Source organism: Herbidospora yilanensis (assembly GCF_001570565.1).
Taxonomy (GTDB): Bacteria; Actinomycetota; Actinomycetes; order Streptosporangiales; family Streptosporangiaceae; genus Herbidospora; species Herbidospora yilanensis.
In genome coordinates this window covers 104,605-124,252 of record NZ_BBXE01000021.1, presented here as the reverse complement: position 1 = coordinate 124,252, position 19,648 = coordinate 104,605, and the positions used below count along the sequence as shown (strand labels likewise).

The following is a 19,648-nucleotide window of genomic DNA, read 5'->3' as shown; positions in this document are numbered from 1 at the left end:
GACGGCAAACTAATTATCACACAACCCGCCATACCGTTGGAGTGCAGCGATGCCGTATCGCCCCCCGTTGATCGCGCGCGAGTACTTCGTCGCCGACCCGCCCGAGCTGCCCGTCCGGCAGCACGGCGAAGGCGGGATCGCGACGCTGGCGCGGGCCGAGGTGGTGGCCTCCGACGGATGCGGCGTCACCCTGAAGGGGGTGACCTCGACCGACGAGTCGCTCGTCGTCCAGGTGAGCGCGGCGGGCGAGGGGATCGTCCGGGTCAAGCTCAGCGAACAGGCCGACGCCCGCACGCGGTCGGCGCGGGCCCTGCGGCTGACCCGGCCGGTGCGGTGGGCGGCCGGGGTGACCGTCGACGAGGAGACGGTCGTCGTGGACGCGGGGGCCGTACGGGCCGAGATCCGCCTGAACCCCTGGAACCTGCGCTTCACCGACCCCGCCGGGCGCGTGCTCACCGAGCAGGACCCGGGCCGTCCCGACATCTCCGGGCGGCTGCGCACGCTCCCCTTCGGCCGCTCGCAGGCCGACGGCGTCACCGTCGCCTACCACGAGACGTTCCTGGCCCCGGCCGACGAGGCGTTCGGCGGGTTCGGGGAGTCGTTCACGCCGCTCGACAAGCGCGGGCAACGGCCGCTGATGTGGAACTTCGACGCGTTCGGGGCGGAGTCGCAGCGGGCGTACAAGAACGTGCCCTTCTACCTGTCCAGCCGGGGATACGGGATCGTCGTCGACAGCGGGATGCCGGTCGAGTTCGACATGTGCCAGTCGACCCACAGCGACGTGCAGATCGTGGTGCCCGACGACCTGATCGACTACTACGTCCTGGGCGGCCCCGAGCCGGCCGACGTGCTGCGGCGGCTGCGCGCGCTGACCGGGCCGGCGGTGCTGCCGCCCAAGTGGGCGTTCGGGGCGTGGATCTCCTCGGGGTTCTTCCGCGACAGCCAGGAGCGGGTGCTGGCGCGGGCGCGGAAGATCCGGGACCGGGGCATCCCGTGTGACGTGCTGCATCTCGACACGTTCTGGCAGATCGACGGGCACTGGTCGGACCTGCGGTGGGACCGGCAGGCCTTCCCCGACCCCGAGGGCATGCTGGCGGAGCTCGCGGAGCAGGGCTTCAAGGTCTGTCTGTGGATGAACCCGTACATCTCCCACCTGAGCCCGGCCTTCGAGGAGGCGGCGAGCAGCGGATACCTGCTGCTGACCCGTGACGGCGAGCCCTACGTGGCCGACGCCTGGCACGGCTCCTACCCGGCCTGCGGAATCGTCGACTTCACCAACCCCGCCGCCCGCACCTGGTTCCGCGGGCTGCTCAAGGGGCTGCTGGAGCAGGGCGTGCAGGTGTTCAAGACCGACTTCGCCGAGGGGGTGCCGGCCAGGGCGGTGGCCTACAACGGGATGAGCGGCGCCGAACTGCACAACGTCTACTCGCTGCTGTTCAACGACCTGGTCGCCGACGTGACCCGCGAGGTCGCCGGGCACGGCCTGGTCTGGGCGCGGTCGTCGTATCTGGGCGGGCAGCGGCATCCGGCGCAGTGGAGCGGCGACGTCGACGCGACCTACCCGGCGATGGGCAGCACCATCCGGGGCGGCCTCTCGCACGGCCTGTCCGGCATCCCCTTCTGGAGCCACGACGCCGGAGGCTTCACCGGGACGCCCACACCCGATCTCTTCGTCCGCTGGGCGCAGTTCGGGGCGCTGTCGCCGCTGGTGCGCTTCCACGGCACCACCAGCCGCGAGCCGTGGGAGTTCCCGGAGCACGCCGAACGCGGCGCGGTCGAGGCGCTGCGCCTGCGCTACCGGCTGATGCCCTACCTCTACTCGACCGCCGTCGAGGCGGTCGAGACCGGGCTGCCGATCATGCGCGCCCTGTGCGTCGACCAGCCCGGCGACCCGGTGGGCTGGCAGGCCGACCTCCAGTACCTCCTCGGCCCCGACCTGCTCGTCGCCCCGATGACCTCGGCCGACGGGACCCGCGACGTCTACCTCCCGGCCGGGACCTGGGTCGACCACTGGACCGGCGAGCACCACGAGGGCGGCCGGTACATCCGGGTCTCCCCGCCGCTCGACCGGATCCCCCTCTACGGACGCCTCGGCGCGCTCGTCCCCACGACGACCCCCGGCGACACCGTCACCGAGACGCCGGAGATCTCCCTTCTCGTGTACGGCCTGCCCGACGGCGAATCCCGGACCGTGGTGCGCGACGCCGACGGGGAGACGGTCGTGACGGCCGTCCACGAGGAAGGCAGGCTGGTCGTGCGGTCGACCGGGCCGAAGACGGTCGTGGCGGCCGAGATCGTGGGAGGATCGGCGGAGATCGTCGTGGGCTAGGGCCCGGGGTTGACGAATGGTCAAATCGGGTCGGTTGGGGTTCGCTATTCTCCCGGTATGGCCGAATCGATCGGGGAACGACTGGCCTCCCGGTACCTCCTGCTGCATCCCCTCGGCTCCGGTGGCATGGGCACCGTCTGGCTCGCCCGTGACGAGATGCTCGACCGCGAGGTCGCCGTCAAGGAACTGCGGGTTCCCGACGGGATGGGGGAGCGGGAGCGGGCGGAGCTCGTCACCCGGGTGATGCGCGAGGCCGAGGTGACCGCACGGCTGCGGCACCCGGCCGTCGTCAGCGTGCACGACGTCCTGGTCGAGGACGGCCGTCCCTGGATCGTCATGGAGCGTCTCAACGGGCGCCCGCTGTCCGCGGAGATCTCCGCCCACGGCGGGCTGCAGCCGGGCGCGGTGGCCGAGATCGGCGCCCGCATGGTCGACGCGTTGTCGGCCGCGCACGCCCACGGCGTGCAGCACCGCGACGTCAAGCCCGGGAACGTGTTCCTCACCGTCGACGGGCGGGTGGTGCTCACCGACTTCGGCATCGCCCGGCAGGCCGACACGACCAACCTGACCGGCGACGGCATGCTGATCGGCTCCCCGGGCTTCATCGCGCCGGAGCGGCTGGAAGGCCACCCCGGCGGGCCGGCCGCCGACCTGTGGTCGCTGGGCGCGACCCTGTACACCGCGCTGGAGGGCGCGCCGCCCTACCGGGGAAGCCACGTGCAGGTCATCCACGCGACGCTGACCGCGCCGGTGCCCGCGCCGAGGGTCGGCGGGCCGCTGGGCACCCTGGTCACCTGGCTGATGGCGCGCGACCCGGCCGACCGGCCCGACGCGGCGACCGCCGGGCGGCTGTTCCAGGAGATCGTCCGGGGCGGGAACCCGGACATCGCGCCGGCCGGGCGGAAGAAGAACGGCCCGTGGGTCGCCGTGGCGGCCGGGGCCGCCGCCGTGGTCGCGGCGGCCGTGGTGCTCCTCGCGCCGTGGGAGTCCGGCGGCGCGGGCGCCCCGGCGGCGCGGCGCCCGCCCGCGCCGGTGTTCGCGCAGGACGTCGACTTATGCAGGGTCGTCTCCGCCGACCAGGTCAAGGCGCTGCTCGGCCAGAACGCCCGGCCGACGGAGATCGAGGGCGGTTGCCAGTGGACGGTCGAAGGCACCGGCCTGCGCCTCGAACCCACCACCGACTCCGACACCCCGAACTGGTGGGACCTCGACCCCGAAGCGGCCCGCTCCCTGTACGGCGGCATCAAGCGCCACGTCGCCAACCAGCCGCGTGACTCGTCCCTCATCTGGTACGAGATCGGCACCAAACGCCGCATCCCCACCGTGATCTCGGCGATCCGCCCGCTCACCGGCGTAGGCGAGGAGGCGTTCACCTGGGACGTCACCTCCGCCGAAGGCCGGATCATCGCCGTCGACGTCTACTTCCGCGTCGGCGACTTCGTCGGCCGGATCGAGTACGCCGACCTGGGCGACCGCACCGCCGACCAGATGCGCTCGGGCGCGGAGACCGCCGCCCGCGCCGCGGCCGACACGCTGTGGGGTCACGCGTGACCCTGCTCGCCGGCCGCTACCGGCTCGCCGAACCCCTGGGGAAGGGCGGCGCGGGCACCGTCTGGCGTGCCCACGACGAGTTGCTGCGGCGCGAGGTCGCCGTCAAGCAGATGCGCACGCCCAGCGATCTCGCCCCTGGTGAGCTGGCCGAATACACCTCCCGGGCGATCGGCGAGGCGCGGGCGGCCGGGCGGCTCAACCACCCGTCGATCGTCAAGATCCACGACGTGGTGCCCCACGACGGCGCGCCCTGGATCGTGATGGACCTCGTGCCGGGCACCTCCCTCGACAAGCTGCTGCCGCTGCCGAGCGCCCGGGTCGCCGAGATCGGCCTGTCGATCCTCGACGCCCTCGAACTCGCGCACGCCCACGGCATCCTGCACCGGGACGTGAAACCGGCCAACGTGCTGGTCGGCGACGACGGCCGGGCCATGCTGGCCGACTTCGGCATCGCCGCCCCGTTCGGGGCCGACCCGGCCGACAGCTCGGGGTCGCCGGCGTACATGGCCCCCGAGCGGTTCCGCGGCCTGCCCGCCGGCCCGCCGTCGGACCTGTGGTCGCTCGGCGCGACCCTCTACGCGGCCGTGGAGGGCCGGGGCCCCTTCCACCGCAACCTGCCCGCCGCCGTCGTGGCGGCCGTCGTCATGCACGACCCGCCCCCGATGACGCAGGCGACCCCCGCGCTGGCCCGCGCGGTCGGCGCGCTGCTCGCCAAGGACCCCGCCCACCGCCCTCCGGCCGCGACCACTCGCCACCTGCTGCGGGACGCCGTCGCCGCGGTGCCCCCGCGCTCGCGCCGGACCGGCCGCTGGGCGATCGGCGCCGCCCTCACGATCGTCCTCGGCGTCGGCGCCGGCTGGGCCGCCTCCCGGTTCGCGGCCGGCCCGGCCGACGTCCCGGCCCGCTTCACCGCGGCCCCCGACGCCTGCACGTCCCTGACCACCGCGCAGATCACCCGCCTGCTCGGCACCCAGGCCAACGCCGAACCCACTCCCGATGGCGGCTGCCGCTGGATCAACCGCTCCGGCGGCGCCGAGGTCGTCGTGGGTTACCGCCTGACCACCGGAGCCGCCCCCGCCCGCCCCGACGGCGCCGAGAACCTCACCGGCGTCGCCGACGAGGCATACGTGGCGCCCGCCGACGGCGGCGCCACCGTCTGGTTCCGGAGAAGCAACCTGTCCGCCCAGGTCACCTACAAGTCGCCCGGCGACGACACCAGGGAGCGCGCCCGCCAGGCCGCCCAGCTTGTCGCGGCCGGAATCGGCTGACCAAGGAGTTCCCCCATGCCCGAAGACCCCCAGAAGCCCCGGAACCACCTGCGTGCGGTCCCCCCGCCCCCGGAGGACACGCCGCCAGCGGACCCGCCGGGCGAGGCCTTCGGTTCTCCTGTACGGGATTCGCGCCCCCACGCCTACGACGAGGACGACCCGGCCACGGGCGAGATCCCCAAGGCGACCGGCACGAGCCTGCCGTTCGTGCGCCGGACGGCCGAATCGGGCGCCCCCATGATCGGCGACCCGACCAGGGTCGCCTCCTGGCGCCAGGAGGCCACCCCGCCCGCGGCCCCGCAACCCCCGGCTGCCGGCGACTCCGGCCCGCCCCCGGACGAACCCGACCCGTTCGGTGCGATGCTCCGCGACCTGGACAACCCGGCACCCGCCGAGCCCGCCGGTAACGACGGCGACCCGGCGACCACGAAGTCACCCGAGACCGCCTCCGAGTTGCCGCGCCGGATCCCCAGATCGTCCACCCGGCAGTCGGCCACCCCGTCGTCTCCGCCCTCCGACCGGCCGGGCTGGTTCGACACCCCGGCCAGCCAGTCCCGCAAGCCGCAGCCCCCCGAGGGCCCGCCAGGGCTCCGCCCGCCCGCGATGTTCGGCGCGCCCGCCCCGGAGGCCCCGCCGGAGGGCCGGTCCGATTTCCGCGACTTCAGCCGCCCGGACGCCCCCGGACGCGGCGGCGGCCCCGTGCCCCACGCCCCCTCCGACCGGCACGCGCCGGGCGCCAACGGCGTCTCCCCGATCGCCGACCGCCCCGGCCAGGCCTCCAACCAGGGCGCCGGTCAGGGTTTCGACGCCTTCGGCGCGCACCGCCCCGCGCAGCCCCCGGCGAACCCGGGCCCGTCGTGGCCGTCGGCCGGTCCGGAATGGCCCGGCATGCCCGAACCACCCGCCGACCCGCGCCCGTCTTCCCCGGCCCCCCAGCCACCCGCCTTCGGCGGCCCCGGCTCGCAGTGGCCTGGCGTGGAATCGCCGTCGGGCCCGCAGCGGCCCGGCGGGGAGCCCCCGAGCGGCCCGCAGTGGCCGGGTGCTGAGTCGCCGTCGGGTCCGCAGTGGCCTGGCGTGGAGTCGTCGGGTCCTCAGCGGCTGGGTGCGGAGCCTCCGAGTGGCCCGCAGTGGCCTGGCGTGGAGTCATCAGGCGCGCAGCGGCCCGGCGCGGAGTCGTCGACCGGCCCGCAGTGGCCGGGTGCGGAGCCCCCGAGCGGCCCGCAGTGGCCGGGTGCTGAGTCGCCGTCGGGTCCGCAGTGGCCTGGCGTGGAGTCGTCGGGTCCTCAGCGGCTGGGTGCGGAGCCTCCGAGCGGTTCGCAGTGGCCTGGCGTGGAATCGCCGTCGGGCCCGCAGCGGCCCGGCGCGGAACCCCCGAGCGGCCCGCAGTGGCCGGGTGCTGAGTCGTCGACCGGTCCCCAGTGGCCCGGTGCGGAAGGTGCCCAGCGGTCCGGTTCCGAGTCTCCCGGCGGCCCGCAGTGGCCCGGCGCCGAGTCCAAGAGCGAGGCCCCCTGGCCGGGGGCGGAGGCGTCTCCCACGGCAAAGTGGCCCGGTACGGAGGGTCAGCCGCCCGCGTCCGAAGCCCGCCAGGAGTCCTCGGGCCTGACGGCCCCGGGTTCGGCCTGGTCCACCCCGTCCGAGGGCACCGCGTGGCCGCCGAACACCCCGAACACGCCGAACACGCCGAACACCCCGAACACGCCGGAACCGCCCGGCCCGCACGGTCACGTCCCCCGGGGCAGCGAACGGTGGCGCGGCCCGGCGGAGGCCGGCCGGCCCCCGCAGGGTCCCTGGAACCCGCAGGCCCCCCAGGCCCCCCAGGCACAGGAGGGGCCGGAGGGCACGGCGGTGTTGTTCCAGCCGAGCGCCAACGGCGCCCCGAGCGGGGGCGGCGAGCCCTGGCAGGCGCAGAGCGGCTGGCAGCAGAACTCCGGTCCGTGGCAGGGCACCACCCAGCCCGGCTGGGCGCAGCCCCCCGGCCCGCCGACCCGGAACAAGTGGCTCTGGCCGCTGATCGCGGCCGTGGTGGTCCTGGTCGTGGCGGGCGGCACGTTCGTCTTCTTCCAGACGACCGGGGGAGAGGACACCCCGCAGACCGCGCCTCCGCCGAAGACGGGGGCGTCTCCCGAGGCGTCGGGCGCGGCGCCCCCGGCGGCGGGCGACGACCCGAAGGGCACCGACTTCGACGTCTGCGCGATGCTCGACCCGGAGCAGACCGAGCGGCTGGTCCCGGCCGCCAAGATCGACATGCGGATGTCCGACGAGCGTGACTCGACCCTGGTCAGCTACGTCAGGTGGACCTGCGAGTGGACCAACCGCAACATCTCGTTCGGGGAGTACAACCGCCAGCGGCAGATCACCGTCAACGTGGCCCGCTACGAGGCGATCGGCGACACCACCGCCGACAAGGCCGCCTCGATCCAGTTCGACGGCGAGAAGCGCCAGTACGACTACACCGCCTCGGTCTCCGACGAGGAGCGCTACTACTCCAAGCCCGAGGTCTTCACGGGCATCGGCGACGCGGCGGTCGCCCAGTACCAGTGGACGCGCGAGGACGACTACCGCTACGCCTTCGGCACCGGCATGGGCCGGGTCGGCAACATCACCTTCGACGTCAAGTACGAGGCCAGCCAGCAGCACAAGGAGGCCGACGTCCTCACGAACGACACCAAGCAGTCGATCACCGAGGAGAACGCGATCCGTGAGGTCAAGGCGCTGCTGACCCAGCTCGCCCAGTCGGCCGAGGCCTGGTATGCCAAGAAGCCGCTGCCGTTCGCCGGCAAGGCCCGTCCGACCCCCGCCCCGACGCCGAGCCCGTCGCCGGTCAAGATCGCCCTGCCGCCGAGCTGTGTGGCGGTGAACCCGACGGCCGCGAAGCTGGTCCCGAAGACCGAGGGCCTGGCGCAGTCGCTCACGGAGGGCAAGGCGAAGCTGACCGAGTGTCAGTGGTGGAACGACGCCATGCCGGTCGAGGGCGGCAAGGTCCGCTGGCGGAACCTGCGGATCGGCATCCGGGAGTTCCCGAACGCCGAGATGGCCCGGTTCTACCTGGTCGACGAGCGCGGCAAGAGCCGCGGCACGGCCGGTTCCAAGATCGGCGGGATCCAGTGGAGCAAGATCCAGAAGGTCCCGGGCCTGGGCACCGACAACTACGGCCAGGCGATCAGGCAGCAGACCGAGACCGCCTACAGCGGCGCGTACGAGGTCAAGGTCATGCAGGACGAGTACGTCGTGACGGTCCTGTTCGGCGGCGCCGACCGCCCGGCCGGGACCGAGATCAACAACACCGGGGCGACGCTCATGCCGCTGCCGGAGGCCGCCGCCGGGGCCAAGGAGATGGCGGCCGGCCTGCTCGCCACGCTGTGAGCCGGGTTCCCCCTGGGTAGGTATGCGCTAACGACCTATCCGGGGGGAATCATGGCCGCTTGCGAAGTATGCGGAAACGACTACGACATGACGTTCGAGGTGCACGCCCAGGGCGCCGTGCACACCTTCGACAGCTTCGAGTGCGCGATCACCAGGATGGCGCCGATCTGCGAACACTGCGGCTGCCGCATCATCGGCCACGGCGTGGAGGCCGACCGCAGGTGGTTCTGCGGCGCCCACTGCGCCCGCTCGATGGGCGCGTCGGAGATCGTCGACCGCGTGATGGCGTGACCGAAGGCCCGGGCGATCACCGGTGGTGATCGCTCGGGACCCGGCGATCCACGGAGGTCAGCTCCGCAGGAAGAAGAGCTGCACGAGGGGGTCGTCGCCGGGCAGGTCGAGCTCGACCAGGGTCCGGGTCGTCTCGCCGGAGAAGTCGATCACGTCGGCGCGGTATTCGCCCTTCTTCTCCCGCGACAGGAGCAGGTGGGTGGCGTCGAACCAGCCGAGCAGGCCGTCGCCCTCGGCCGAGGGCACGCCGCCCCGCCGCGCGCCGGTGGCGGTGTCCCAGACGCAGAAGACGTGCCGTTTCTCGCACCGGGTCGTCACGAACGACTGCCCGTCGGGGGAGAACCAGGCCGTTCCCGCCGGGAGCCCGACCCAGTGGAAGCCGCGCAGGGCACGCCCGGTGAGGTCGTGGAACCGCACCCCGAACCGGCCCTCGGGGGTCAGGTAGGCGGTGGCGACCTCCCGCCCGTCGGGCGTCCACCGGAACGCGGGCAGCGCGCCGAGCCGCTCGCCGGAGTCGGCGGCCAGGAAGGACTCGCGGTCGGCGTCGTTGGCGGTCTCCACGACGGTCGCCGCGCGGGTGGCCGGGTCGACCACCACGAACCCGAAGGGCGCGGCCGCCGCGCCCTCGGTGGTCCACAACGAGAGCAGCAGCCGCGTCCCGTCAGGTGACCAGGCCGGATGGTGCGCGCTGAGCGGCGCGGCGATGGTCGGCACGGTGAACCGCCGGCCGCTGCCCCGGTCGGTGAACTCGACGTCGAGCCGCTCCTCGGACGCCACGGACGACTCGTCGATCGTCGCCGTCCAGCGGCCGTCGGGCGAGATGACCGAGACGTGGTCGTCGCCGCCGGTCCGGTCGAAGCCCGCGCCGTCGCGGCTGCGCGCGAACGCCGCCGTCGCGCCGGCCGAGACGCTGGCCCGGTAGGAGGCCAGCCGCACCGGATCGCCGGGCTTCTCGTTCAGCACCCCGCCGGCCAGGGGCAGCGGCGAAGGCCCCGGCGTGGGGAACGCCGCCGGGCGCGGGGTGGGAGTGGGGCTCGGCGCCGCCTTCCGCGCCTGCGGGGCCGGAGCGGGCGCGAGCAGGTACCCTCCCGCGCCGGACACCAGCGCCAGCGCCAGCCCGCCCGCCGCGAGGGCGACCGCGCCGCCCTTCCTCCGCTTCCCGGGGGCGGTACGGCTCACGCCCGCCTGCGGCGCCACGACCACCGGGGGCGCGGCGGCCGGCAGCAGCGTGTCGAGCGCCCCCGCGTGACCGAGCAGCCGGAGCAGCGTCTCCTCGGCCCCCGGCCGGGCCTCGGGCTCGTCGGCCAGGCAGTCGGCGACGAGATCCCGCAGCGCCCCGGAGAGCGGCCCGAGATCCGCCGCCCCGTACGACACGCGCGTCGGGTTCTCCCCGAACGGCGGGCGCGCGGTGGCGGCGAACGCGATCACGGCCGCCCAGGCGAACACGTCGGCGGCGGCGCTCGCGGGTTCGTCCGGGTCCTGCCAGAGCTCCCGCGACTCCTCGGCCCGCCAGGCGGGCGTGACCGGCCGTTCGGCCCCGATCAGCCGGGGGCCGTCGGGCCCGAGCAGCACCCGTTCGGGCGCGACGGCGTCGTGGGTGAGCCCGGCCCGGTGAAGGGAGGCCAGGGCGGTCGCCGTGGCGACGGCGAGCCGGTGCAGCGCGGGCCCGGCCAGGGCGCCCCGCTCGGCGACCTCCTCGGCCAGGCTCGGCCCCGGCACGTACTCGGACACGATGTAGTCCCGCCCGGTGTCCAGTATGTGCGGCGTGCCGACGGCCGCGGCCTCCCAGACACGGGCCAGCGCCGCACGTCCGGGGGCGTCGAGCGGCCGGGCCAGCCTGCGCGCGGCCACCTGTTCGCCGCCGGGCGCGGTGGCCAGATAGACGTCCCCGCCCAGCCGGCCCACCAGGGGATAGGGGCCGAGCGAGGCCGGGTCGTGCGGGGTGAGCGGCTCGACGGGAGGCATCAGTTCCCCGTGTAGTAGAGGAGCAGGTCGGTCGTGTCGTCCTTCGGCCGGATCTCGGCCAGCACCCGCTGCGGCCGTCCGCGCAGGTCCATGGCCACGATCCGGTGCGGGTCCCCGCGCGGGTCGGCGACGATCAGGTGGGCGTCGTCGTACCAGCCGTACAGCAGGGCGTCGGGGTAGAACAGCACGATCGACGCCTGCCGCACCCCGGTGGCGGTGTCCCAGACGCAGTAGGTGCCGCCGCTCGGGCAGAACGTCACGAACGTCTTCCCGGACGGCGAGAACATCCGCCGCCCGTAGGTCTCGCCCACCCAGTGGTAGGCCTTGGTCCGGTCGCCGGTCAGGTCGCGGAACCTGACCCCGTGCTCGGTCTGGGTCCGGTAGCCGACGACGACTCCGGAACCGTCGGGCGTCCAGGCGAAGTGGCCTTCGCCGCCGGTCGTCTCGTCGTCGGTGTCGACGGTGGCGACCTCCCGGGTGGCGACGTCGACGACGACGAACCCCGACGGGCGGCCCTCCTCGCCGGAGGTCGTCGTGAGCATCAGCTTCGCGCCGTCGCGCGACCAGGTCGGCCGCGTGTACGCGACCCCCGACGTGACGGTGAACGGCTCCCCGGCGCCGGTGAACGTGATGGTCTCCGGGCCGACCGCGGCGAGCCACTTCCCGCCGGGGGAGCGGGCCGGTTCGACGTCCTCGCCCGGCAGCCGGGTGAAGGCGTCGCCCTCGGTGCGGACCCAGGTGCCGGCGCCCGTGCGATAGCCGGTGAGCCGGGCCGGGTCGGCCGGGTTCTCCTTCAGCGTGATGGCGGGGCCGGGCGTGGTCACGTCGCCGGCGGCCGGGGGCGGCGGGGCGGGCTCGTCGGCCGCGGCCAGCGTGCTGACCGAGGTCGACGGGGTGCCGCCGGCGTCGGCGGCGGTGGTCGCGGCGACCGTCCGGTTGCCGCCGAGCACGTAGCCGCCCACGCCCGCGACCAGCACGATCGCGACGGCGGCGGCGATGAGCGCGCCCCGGCGGGAGCCGCGGCGGGCCGGGGGAGCCGGGACGGCGGGCTCGGTCTCCCGCTCCTCCGGTTCGGGCCGGTCCACCACGTCGGGGACGGCCCGGCCGAGGGTGAGCCGCGTCTCGCCGACCAGCCGTTCGAGCGCCTCCCGCGCGGTCGGCCGCTGCCCGGGATCCTTCGCCAGGCAGGCCGCGACGACCCCCGCGAGGCCCTCGGGCACACCGTCGAGGTCGGGGTCGTCGTGCAGGACGGCGTTCAGGGTGGCGGCGGGGGAGTCCCGCTCGAAGACGTGCCGCCCGGTGACGGCGAACACCATGACGGCCGCCCAGGCGAACAGGTCACCGGGCGGCGCGGGCGGGTGGCCCCCGGGACGCGACGCCTCGGGCGGTGAGTAGGCGAGCGTGCCGACGGGCCGCGTCTCGTCGGCGAGGTCCGGCCGGGCGATCGTCCTGACCCGTGCGGTCGCGTCGGGGTCGCCGGGTTGCGGCGCGGGCCATGTGGCGACCTTCTCGGCGACCCGGGTGGTCTCGTCGGGGTCGCCGGTCTCGGGTGCCGGGGAAGGGGCGCCCGAGGTCAGCAGCGCGTCGAGGTCGATGAGGGCGAGCCGAGGGCCGGCGCCGGTCAGGACGACCGACCACGGGGTGAACGATCCGTGGGCCACGCCGTCGCGGTGCAACCCGGCCAGGCCCGTCATCGAGGCGAGGGCCAGGCGGTGGGCGTCCCGTTCGGGCAGGGCCCCCTGTAAGTGGGCGCCGTCGACCTTCTCGACGACGACGTAGGGCTCGCCGCCGGAGGTTCCGGCGTCCAGCAGCGAGAGCCAGGGATAGCCGCCCGCGCGCTGGAGTTCGTCGATCCGTTCGAGGAACGCGTCGGGGTCGGGCAGGCGGGTGTGGAACAGGGTCAGCAGGGCGCCGTCGCCCGTCTCGAAGGAGGTGGACCGATCACCCGGCGGATACGCGCCGGTGAGGGTGTGACCGCCGAGCCGGCGGGGATCGCGGAGCGGCTGGGGCACTGCCAAGTGGATCCTCCGATTACGCGTCGGTGGATCATTATGGCGACCAGCCTACTGTCGAATCCCGAAATATCAGGATTCGAAAGCGACCAATCGGACAATGACCCACCCGTCCCCGTCGGGCGTCGGCGGGAACGTCGTGCCAGGCACCGCCGAGAAGACGTGCGGCATCTGCTCGCGGGTCACCGTACCGAACATGTCGCCCGGCAGGGTCATGCCCAGGGCGTCGGCCCGCTTGGCGGCCGAGTAGAAGCTGCCGCCGTTGTCGAGTTCGGCCGCGATCGAGGCGGCGGCCCAGGCGTCGGCCAGCCGGATGAAGGCGACCTTGGCCCGCTCGGGCCGTTGGGACTGGGCGATCAGGTAGTCCTCGATCTCCCAGATGAGCAGCTCGCCGAGGTACTGAGGGGTGTCCTTCCACATGGGGCCTGATCGTGGCGGAGCCCGCTTGATGTCTGCTTGTCTCCCGATTGCACCGGTCCGGTGGCCGTCACGTTGCCGCCGTCGCACAAGCGGGCCAATTGTCCGGTGAAGCCGGTCAAGGTCTTCTCGTCGCTGGTCGTAGAGACCACACTGCTAGGTGTGAGCGACTTTGATGTACTCGTCCTGGGATCCGGGCCGGGTGGGCAGAAGGCCGCCATCGCGGCCGCCAAGCTGGAGCGCCGTGTAGCGATCGTCGAGCGGCGCAACATGATCGGCGGGGTGTGCATCAACACCGGCACGATCCCCTCCAAGACCATGCGCGAGGCCGTGCTCTACCTGACCGGACTCAGCCAGCGCGAGATGTACGGCCGCAACTACCGCGTCAAGGAAGAGATCGGCATCGCCGACCTGACCGCGCGCACCACCCACGTCGTGGGCCGCGAGGTCGAGGTGATCCGCAACCAGCTCTCCCGCAATCGCATCACCACGATGACCGGATCCGGCCAGTTCCTCGACCCGCACACCGTCGCGGTGATCGACGACCGCGGCCGGGAGACCAAGGTCACCGCCGACAAGATCATCATCGCCACGGGCACCCGCCCCGCGCGGCCCGACAGCGTCGAGTTCGACGGCTCCACGATCATCGACTCCGACGGCATCCTCCAGCTCGACCACGTGCCCGACTCCATGGTCGTGGTCGGCGCCGGCGTCATCGGCATCGAGTACGCCTCCATGTTCGCCGCCCTCGGCACCAAGGTCACCGTGGTCGAGCGCCGCGACCGCATGCTGGAGTTCTGCGACCTGGAGGTCATCGAGGCGCTCAAATACCACCTGCGCGACCTGGCCGTCACGTTCCGGTTCGGGGAGACCGTCGCCGCCGTCGAACGCCACGAGCGCGGCGCTCTCACCATCCTCGAAAGCGGCAAGAAGATCCCGGCCGCCACGGTCATGTACTCGGCCGGCCGCCAGGGCATGACCGAGTCGCTCGCCCTGCACACGGCCGGCCTGGAGGCCGACGCGCGCGGCCGGATCACGGTCGACGAGCACTACCGCACCGGCGTCCCCCACATCTACGCCGTCGGCGACGTCATCGGCTTCCCGGCCCTGGCCGCCACGTCGATGGAGCAGGGCCGGCTCGCCGCCTACCACGCGTGCGACGAGCCGGTCTCCGACATGAGCCGCCTGCAGCCGATCGGCATCTACACGATCCCCGAGATCAGCTTCGTCGGCGCGACCGAAGACGAGCTCACCGACGCTCACATCCCGTTCGAGACGGGCCTGTCGCGCTACCGCGAACTGGCCCGGGGCCAGATCATCGGCGACACCCACGGCATGCTCAAGCTGCTGGTCTCGCCCGAAGACCGCACCCTCCTCGGCGTGCACGTCTTCGGCACCCAGGCGACCGAGCTCGTGCACATCGGCCAGGCCGTCATGGGCTGCGGCGGCACCATCGACTACCTGGTCGACGCCGTCTTCAACTACCCGACCCTGTCCGAGTGCTACAAGGTCGCCGCCCTGGACGCGATGAACAAACTGAGGAGGGTGCAGCGCTTCACCCACTGATCAGAGCTCGTACGAAAGGATCGTGCCGGGGTTCGCCAGAACCCGCGTGGGCGTGCCGGCGGCGTCACGGGTGAAGCCCGCGCCGTCGGTGGCGATGTAGAGGGTCCTGCCCGTGGGGTCCACGGCGGTGTCGCGGTAGCGGTTGACGGTGTCGGCGATCCTGGTCGCGGCGCCGGCCTTCTCGCCGTCCGAGGTGAGCGGGATGCGGTAGACGGCGCCATCCTTGAGTGAGGTCGCCAGGAGCGTCCCGCCGGGCCCCGGTTCCAGGCTCGACAGGGCCGGGGTCGGCCAGCAGACGAACGCCGTCGCGGGGTCGCACCTGGTGTCGGCGCGGAAGTCGAAGTCGTCGTCCACGGTCTCGAAGGTGACGAGCGGCGGGGTGAAGGCCGGGTCGTCCCAGTCGGTCTCCTCCGTGCGGGGAACGGCCGGCGGGATCTCGTAGTCGTCGAACGTCTCAGCCGCGCAGCCGTTCTTCGCCTCGGCCCACCGGGCGTGGACGTAGGCCCTGCCGTCGCGGTGGCCGGCCACGTGGGGCCAGCCGTAGTTCTTTCCCGGACGCAGCAGATTGACCTCGTCGTCGGTCTTGGGGCCCTGGTCGGTGCCGTACAGCAGACCCGAGGGGGCGAAGGCCAGCCCCTGGGCGTTGCGGAAGCCGACGGCGTAGACGTGGCTGCGGACGCCGCCGAACTCCGGGTTGTCGCCGGGGACGGAGCCGTCGAGGTCGAGCCGCAGGACCTTGCCCTGGTAGTCGCTCCAGTCGCCCGCGCGCACCTGCGCCGCGGTGGGGAGCGTCTGCGCCTCGATGGTCTCGCAGTAGAGGCCGAACTGGTTGGCCCCCTGGTCGCCGATCGTGTAGTAGAGCCTGCCGTCGGGACCGAACCGCAACTTGCCCGACTGGTGGTCGACGCTGGAGACCAGGCCGGTGATGACGTCGGAGGGGCTGGTCAGAACCTGCCGGGCCGGGTCGTAGGTGTACCGCACGATCTTCGTGCGGCGGCCGTCGCCGGCCTCGTAGGTGTGGGCGAGGTAGACCCAGTCGCGGCCCTTGCCGCCCAGCAGGTCGGGATGGAGGGCCAGGCCGAGGACGCCGTCCTGGCCGCCCGTCGTGTGCACGGCGTCGTCGACCGTGAGCGCCACGACCTTGCGCCCGTTCGCCGGGTCGACGCGCGTGACCCGCCTGCCGCTCTTCTCCGTGACCCACAGGAACGCGTCGGGGCCCCACACCATCTCGTACGGATCGTCGAGCCCGGTGGCGACCACCCGCACCTCGCTCGGTCCCGGTTCTCGCGGGGAGGCGCACGCGGCGACCAGCACGAGCAGACAGACCACGGCCGACACCGGCGAAACGCCCTTCATGCGGCTGGGCCCTACCCCTTGACCGCGCCGATGATGACGCCCTTCGTGAAGTGCCGCTGGACGAACGGATAGATCAGCAGGACCGGCATCAGCGCGACCACGATGATGGCCATCTTGATGGCCAGGTTGGGCGGCAGGGCATACCCGGCGGCCGTGTCGACGGCCCGCTGGTTCGGCACCACGTTCATGCCCTGCTGCACGTACTGCCGCAGGATGAGCTGGAGCGGCCACTTCGTGTTGTCGTTGATGTAGAGGACGGCGTTGAAGAAGGCGTTCCAGTAGCCGACCGCGTAGAACAGCCCGATGACGGCGGTCACGCCCTTCGACATCGGCAACACGATCCGCCACAGGATCCGGAAGTCGGAGGCCCCGTCGATCCGGGCGCTGTCGAGCACCTCGCCGGGGATGTTCATGAAGAACGCCCGCATGACGACCAGGTTGAACGCCGACACGGCGGTGGGCAGGATCAGCGACCAGTAGCTGTCGATCAGCCCGAGCTCCCGCACGATCAGATAGCTGGGGATCATCCCGGGCGTGAACAGGAAGGTCAGCAGGAACACGAACAGCAGCGGCCGGTGCAGCACCGACCCGGGCCGCGACAACCCGTACGCCGCCAGGATCGTGAGCCCCAGGCTCAGCGCCGTCCCGACGACCGTCACCCCGGTCGAGACCAGGACCGCCCGCGTCACCACGCCGCCCCCGAACAGCTCCCGGTAGGCGTCGAGCGACAACTCGCCCGGCAGGGTCACCAGGCCGCCCGCCTCGGTGACGGCCCGCGCGGTCGACAGGCTGGTCAGCACCACGACGTAGAGCGGATAGACCATGGCCAGCACGATCAGCGTCAGCACGACGGTCTTCAGCGTCAGCCCGAAGACGGTCGGCCGTTCCTGCCAGACGGGACGGGTAGTCATGACTTTTTGTAGATTCCCTGTTCGCCGAACCGGTGGGCGACCTTGTTGGCCACCACGATGAGGATGAGCCCGACCAGGCCCTTGAACAGCCCCGCCGCCGCGCCGTAGCTCCACGCGCCGGTCATCAGGGTGCGCCAGTAGACGAAGGTGTCGAGCACCTCCGCCGCCTCCGCCCCCACGGCGTCGCGCTGGAGGAAGAACTGCTCGAAGCCGACGTTCAGCGCGTCGCCCAGCCGCAGGATCAGCAGCAGCAGGATGACCGGTCGCAGGCCGGGCAGGGTGATGTGCCACAGGCGGCGCCATCGGGAGGCGCCGTCTACCGCCGCGGCCTCGTACAGGCTGGTGTTGATGGCGGCCAGGGCGGCCAGGAAGATGATCGTGCCCCAGCCCGCGTCCTTCCAGACCGACTGCGCGGTGACCAGCACGATGAACGCGTCGGGGTTGGTCATCACGTTCCACGGTTCGTGCCCGGCCTGGCGGAGGGTCTGGGCGAGCAGGCCCGCGCCGCCGAGGATCTGCTGGAACAGGGCCACGACCAGCACCCACGAGAAGAAGTGCGGCATGTAGACGACGCCCTGGATGAACAGCCGCAGCCGCCGTGACAACACGCTGTCGAGCAGGACGGCCAGCACGATCGGGATCGGGAAGTAGAACACGAGCTGGAAGGCCGTGATGGTGACGGTGTTGCGCAGCGCGGTCCAGAACTCGGGGTCCGATAGCAGCCACTGGAAGTTGTAGAGGCCGACCCACGGGCTGCCGGCGACGCCGTCGTAGGGGGAGTAGTCCTGGAAGGCGATGACGTTGCCGAGCGTCGGGACGTAGTGGAACACCAGCAGCAGGCCGACGGCCGGGATCGTCATGGCCAGCAGTTGCCAGTCACGCCGCAGCCTGGCCCGTAACGGCGGCTTCCCGCGTCTCGGCGGTCTCGTGCCGGCGGATGAGGTCAGGGCATCCGCCGGCGGAGACTTCCTAAGCACGGCCATTCTCGACGAGGACCTTCATGTAGAACTCGCGGCCCGCGTCGCCGCCGCCCGCCTTCCACTCGGTGATCGCCTCCTGGAGGGTGTCCAGGCCGCGGCGGCCCCGGATGATGTCGACGACCTTGTCCTCGAACGGCTTGGCGGCCGCGGTGAAGTCGCCGGGCTCCTCGACGCGGATGCCGTCGAACGGGTCCTGGTGCCGCATCGTGACGGCCGTGTTCCACCAGGTCGTGGCGGCGCGCACGTAGTCGGGGTGGGCCTGCGACTCGAAGATGGGATCGACCCGGCCGCCGAGCCACACGTAGCTGCCCACGATCTCCTTGGGGCCGAGCTCGGTGACCTGCGGGGCACCCTTGTCGTCGCGGGTGAAGTGCACGCCCTCGACGCCGTTGTTGAACAGCAGTTGCTCCTGGCTGCCGAACGGCGCGGAGAGGTAGTCGAAGATGGCGAGCAGTTCCTCGATCTTCTCCTTCGGGGTGCCCTTCTTGATGAACGTGTACGACGGGTCCTGGTTGATCCGGTATTCGGGGTTGCCGCCGTCGGCCCCGAACACGGGCATGGGCTCCATCCAGAAGTCGGGCTTCTCCTTGCCGATCTGGATGAGCGTCTCGGTCCAGAACGTGAAGCCGTCGCTCTTCACCAGGATCTGGCCCGATTTGAAGAGCTCCTTGTCGTCGGCCGCCGACTTCGCCGACAGGACGTTGGGGTGCACCAGCCCGGCGTCCACGGCCTTGCGCATCCACTCGACGGCGGCGGCGTACTCGGGGGTCTCGTAGCGGTTGACGAGGGTGCCGCCCTCCTTGCGCCACTTCCTGGGCGCCCGGAAGATCTCCTCCATCATCGGGAAGATGTCGCTGAACGCCCAGCGGTCCTTGGACGCGTCGGTGACGGCCTTGCCCATCGCGAGGAGTTCGTCGGCGTTCTTCGGGGCGCCCTGGCCCAGTTCCTCCCACAGGTCCTTGCGGTGGAAGAGCACCCAGCCGAACTGCGGGGCCGGCCAGGCGGGCACCGCCTTGAGCTTGCCGCCGAAGACGGAGTACTGCCAGGCCGTGGTCGGGATCGCCGACAGGCCCGGGTACTTCGCCGAGACGTCACCCGCCAGGTAGGGGGTGAGGTCCTCGAACAGGCCGTCGACCGCGCGGGCGTAGTCGGGCACGGCGGCGAGGGCCCAGCCCGGCAGGGTGGTCACGTCGGCGACGTCGCCGCCGGCCAGCAGGGTCGGCAGCTTGTCGTTGATGGTCAGGCCGTCGAGGTAGTTGAAGTCGATGGTCGCCCCGAGGTCCTTGTTCACGGCGTCGTAGTAGGAGTTCTGGCCGAGCGGGGCCGGCAGCGGGCTCCAGGTGGGCACCATCGCCTTGTAGCTGCCCCCCTTGCCCGGCGCGGTGGTGACCAGGTCGACCAGCTTCTCGCTCGGCGGATAGGACAGGTATCCGTCGCGTCCGAAGCCGGGCACCGAGCCCGCGATGTCGGGGGTCAGCACCGTGCGGGGCACGTACTTGGGCACCAGCGCGGCGAGTTTGTCCATCGCGGCGGCGGTGGCCCTGGCGCCGGGTTTCGGACCCGGCGGGGCTGAGCAGGCGGCGAGCACGGTCAGCCCGGCGAGACCGAGGAATCCCCGTCTCGTGGTGGTTCTCACAGA

13 protein-coding genes are annotated in these 19,648 nt (G+C 72.6%); 6 read left to right on the top strand and 7 right to left on the bottom strand.

Annotated features, from left to right (window positions below; translation table 11 throughout):
- Positions 1-49: 49 nt before the first annotated feature.
- From AW273_RS15745 to AW273_RS15720, 5 genes are read left to right on the top strand one after another with little or no spacing between them, the layout of a single operon-like run.
- Entirely contained in the window at positions 50-2,329 is a 2,280-nt protein-coding gene (locus tag AW273_RS15745) for a TIM-barrel domain-containing protein (protein WP_062349066.1), read from the top strand.
- Positions 2,330-2,386: 57 nt separating this feature from the next.
- Positions 2,387-3,880 (top strand): serine/threonine-protein kinase, encoded by a 1,494-nt coding sequence (locus AW273_RS15740; RefSeq protein ID WP_062349065.1) that lies wholly within the window; start codon positions 2,387-2,389, stop codon positions 3,878-3,880.
- A complete protein-coding gene (locus tag AW273_RS15735; protein ID WP_198168164.1) occupies positions 3,877-5,148 on the top strand; it encodes a serine/threonine-protein kinase in 1,272 nt (423 codons plus the stop codon). The genes AW273_RS15740 and AW273_RS15735 overlap by 4 nt, the downstream gene beginning before the upstream one ends.
- Before the next feature lie 15 nt (positions 5,149-5,163).
- On the top strand, positions 5,164-8,511 hold the full coding sequence (locus AW273_RS37220) for a hypothetical protein (protein ID WP_157555832.1): 3,348 nt from the start codon (positions 5,164-5,166) through the stop codon (positions 8,509-8,511).
- A 51-nt stretch (positions 8,512-8,562) separates the two neighbouring features.
- On the top strand, positions 8,563-8,802 hold the full coding sequence (locus AW273_RS15720) for a metallothionein (protein WP_030454659.1): 240 nt from the start codon (positions 8,563-8,565) through the stop codon (positions 8,800-8,802).
- Positions 8,803-8,859: 57 nt separating this feature from the next.
- On the opposite strand, the gene AW273_RS15715 is transcribed toward AW273_RS15720, so the two are convergent.
- From AW273_RS15715 to AW273_RS15705, 3 genes are all read right to left on the bottom strand, one after another.
- Positions 8,860-10,767: a hypothetical protein gene (locus AW273_RS15715; RefSeq protein ID WP_062349061.1), complete on the bottom strand. Its 1,908-nt coding sequence runs from the start codon at positions 10,765-10,767 to the stop codon at positions 8,860-8,862.
- Positions 10,767-12,785, bottom strand: coding sequence for a serine/threonine-protein kinase (locus tag AW273_RS15710; protein ID WP_157555831.1), 2,019 nt, complete (start codon positions 12,783-12,785; stop codon positions 10,767-10,769). Before AW273_RS15710 ends, AW273_RS15715 begins: the two co-directional genes overlap by 1 nt.
- A gap of 66 nt (positions 12,786-12,851) precedes the next feature.
- Positions 12,852-13,199 carry a hypothetical protein gene (locus AW273_RS15705; RefSeq protein ID WP_062349059.1) on the bottom strand — a complete coding sequence of 116 codons (348 nt, stop codon included), beginning with the start codon at positions 13,197-13,199 and terminating at the stop codon, positions 12,852-12,854.
- 159 nt (positions 13,200-13,358) lie between these two features.
- Here AW273_RS15705 and sthA point away from each other — a divergent pair, with 159 nt between their 5' ends.
- The gene (gene sthA, locus AW273_RS15700) at positions 13,359-14,762 is read left to right on the top strand and encodes a Si-specific NAD(P)(+) transhydrogenase (protein ID WP_062349176.1); all 1,404 of its coding nucleotides are present in this window, start codon (positions 13,359-13,361) and stop codon (positions 14,760-14,762) included.
- On the opposite strand, the gene AW273_RS15695 is transcribed toward sthA, so the two are convergent.
- From AW273_RS15695 to AW273_RS15680, 4 genes are read right to left on the bottom strand one after another with little or no spacing between them, the layout of a single operon-like run.
- Positions 14,763-16,118 carry a glucose/sorbosone family PQQ-dependent dehydrogenase gene (locus tag AW273_RS15695; protein ID WP_063909974.1) on the bottom strand — a complete coding sequence of 452 codons (1,356 nt, stop codon included), beginning with the start codon at positions 16,116-16,118 and terminating at the stop codon, positions 14,763-14,765.
- An 11-nt stretch (positions 16,119-16,129) separates the two neighbouring features.
- Entirely contained in the window at positions 16,130-17,029 is a 900-nt protein-coding gene (locus tag AW273_RS15690; protein WP_062349058.1) for a carbohydrate ABC transporter permease, read from the bottom strand.
- Positions 17,026-18,012 carry an ABC transporter permease gene (locus AW273_RS15685; RefSeq protein WP_062349057.1) on the bottom strand — a complete coding sequence of 329 codons (987 nt, stop codon included), beginning with the start codon at positions 18,010-18,012 and terminating at the stop codon, positions 17,026-17,028. The genes AW273_RS15690 and AW273_RS15685 overlap by 4 nt, the downstream gene beginning before the upstream one ends.
- Positions 17,999-19,645: a type 2 periplasmic-binding domain-containing protein gene (locus tag AW273_RS15680; protein ID WP_063909973.1), complete on the bottom strand. Its 1,647-nt coding sequence runs from the start codon at positions 19,643-19,645 to the stop codon at positions 17,999-18,001. Before AW273_RS15680 ends, AW273_RS15685 begins: the two co-directional genes overlap by 14 nt.
- Between the last annotated feature and the right edge of the window lie 3 nt (positions 19,646-19,648).

Bases quoted from the DNA above. Each gene is read 5' to 3' on its own strand.
- AW273_RS15745 (WP_062349066.1), top strand. From the start codon at position 50: ATGCCGTATCGCCCCCCGTTGATCGCGCGCGAGTACTTCGTCGCCGAC.
- AW273_RS15740 (WP_062349065.1), top strand. From the start codon at position 2,387: ATGGCCGAATCGATCGGGGAACGACTGGCCTCCCGGTACCTCCTGCTG.
- AW273_RS37220 (WP_157555832.1), top strand. From the start codon at position 5,164: ATGCCCGAAGACCCCCAGAAGCCCCGGAACCACCTGCGTGCGGTCCCC.
- AW273_RS15720 (WP_030454659.1), top strand. From the start codon at position 8,563: ATGGCCGCTTGCGAAGTATGCGGAAACGACTACGACATGACGTTCGAG.
- AW273_RS15715 (WP_062349061.1), bottom strand. From the start codon at position 10,767: ATGCCTCCCGTCGAGCCGCTCACCCCGCACGACCCGGCCTCGCTCGGC.
- AW273_RS15705 (WP_062349059.1), bottom strand. From the start codon at position 13,199: ATGTGGAAGGACACCCCTCAGTACCTCGGCGAGCTGCTCATCTGGGAG.
- AW273_RS15695 (WP_063909974.1), bottom strand. From the start codon at position 16,118: ATGAAGGGCGTTTCGCCGGTGTCGGCCGTGGTCTGTCTGCTCGTGCTG.
- AW273_RS15690 (WP_062349058.1), bottom strand. From the start codon at position 17,029: ATGACTACCCGTCCCGTCTGGCAGGAACGGCCGACCGTCTTCGGGCTG.
- AW273_RS15685 (WP_062349057.1), bottom strand. From the start codon at position 18,012: ATGGCCGTGCTTAGGAAGTCTCCGCCGGCGGATGCCCTGACCTCATCC.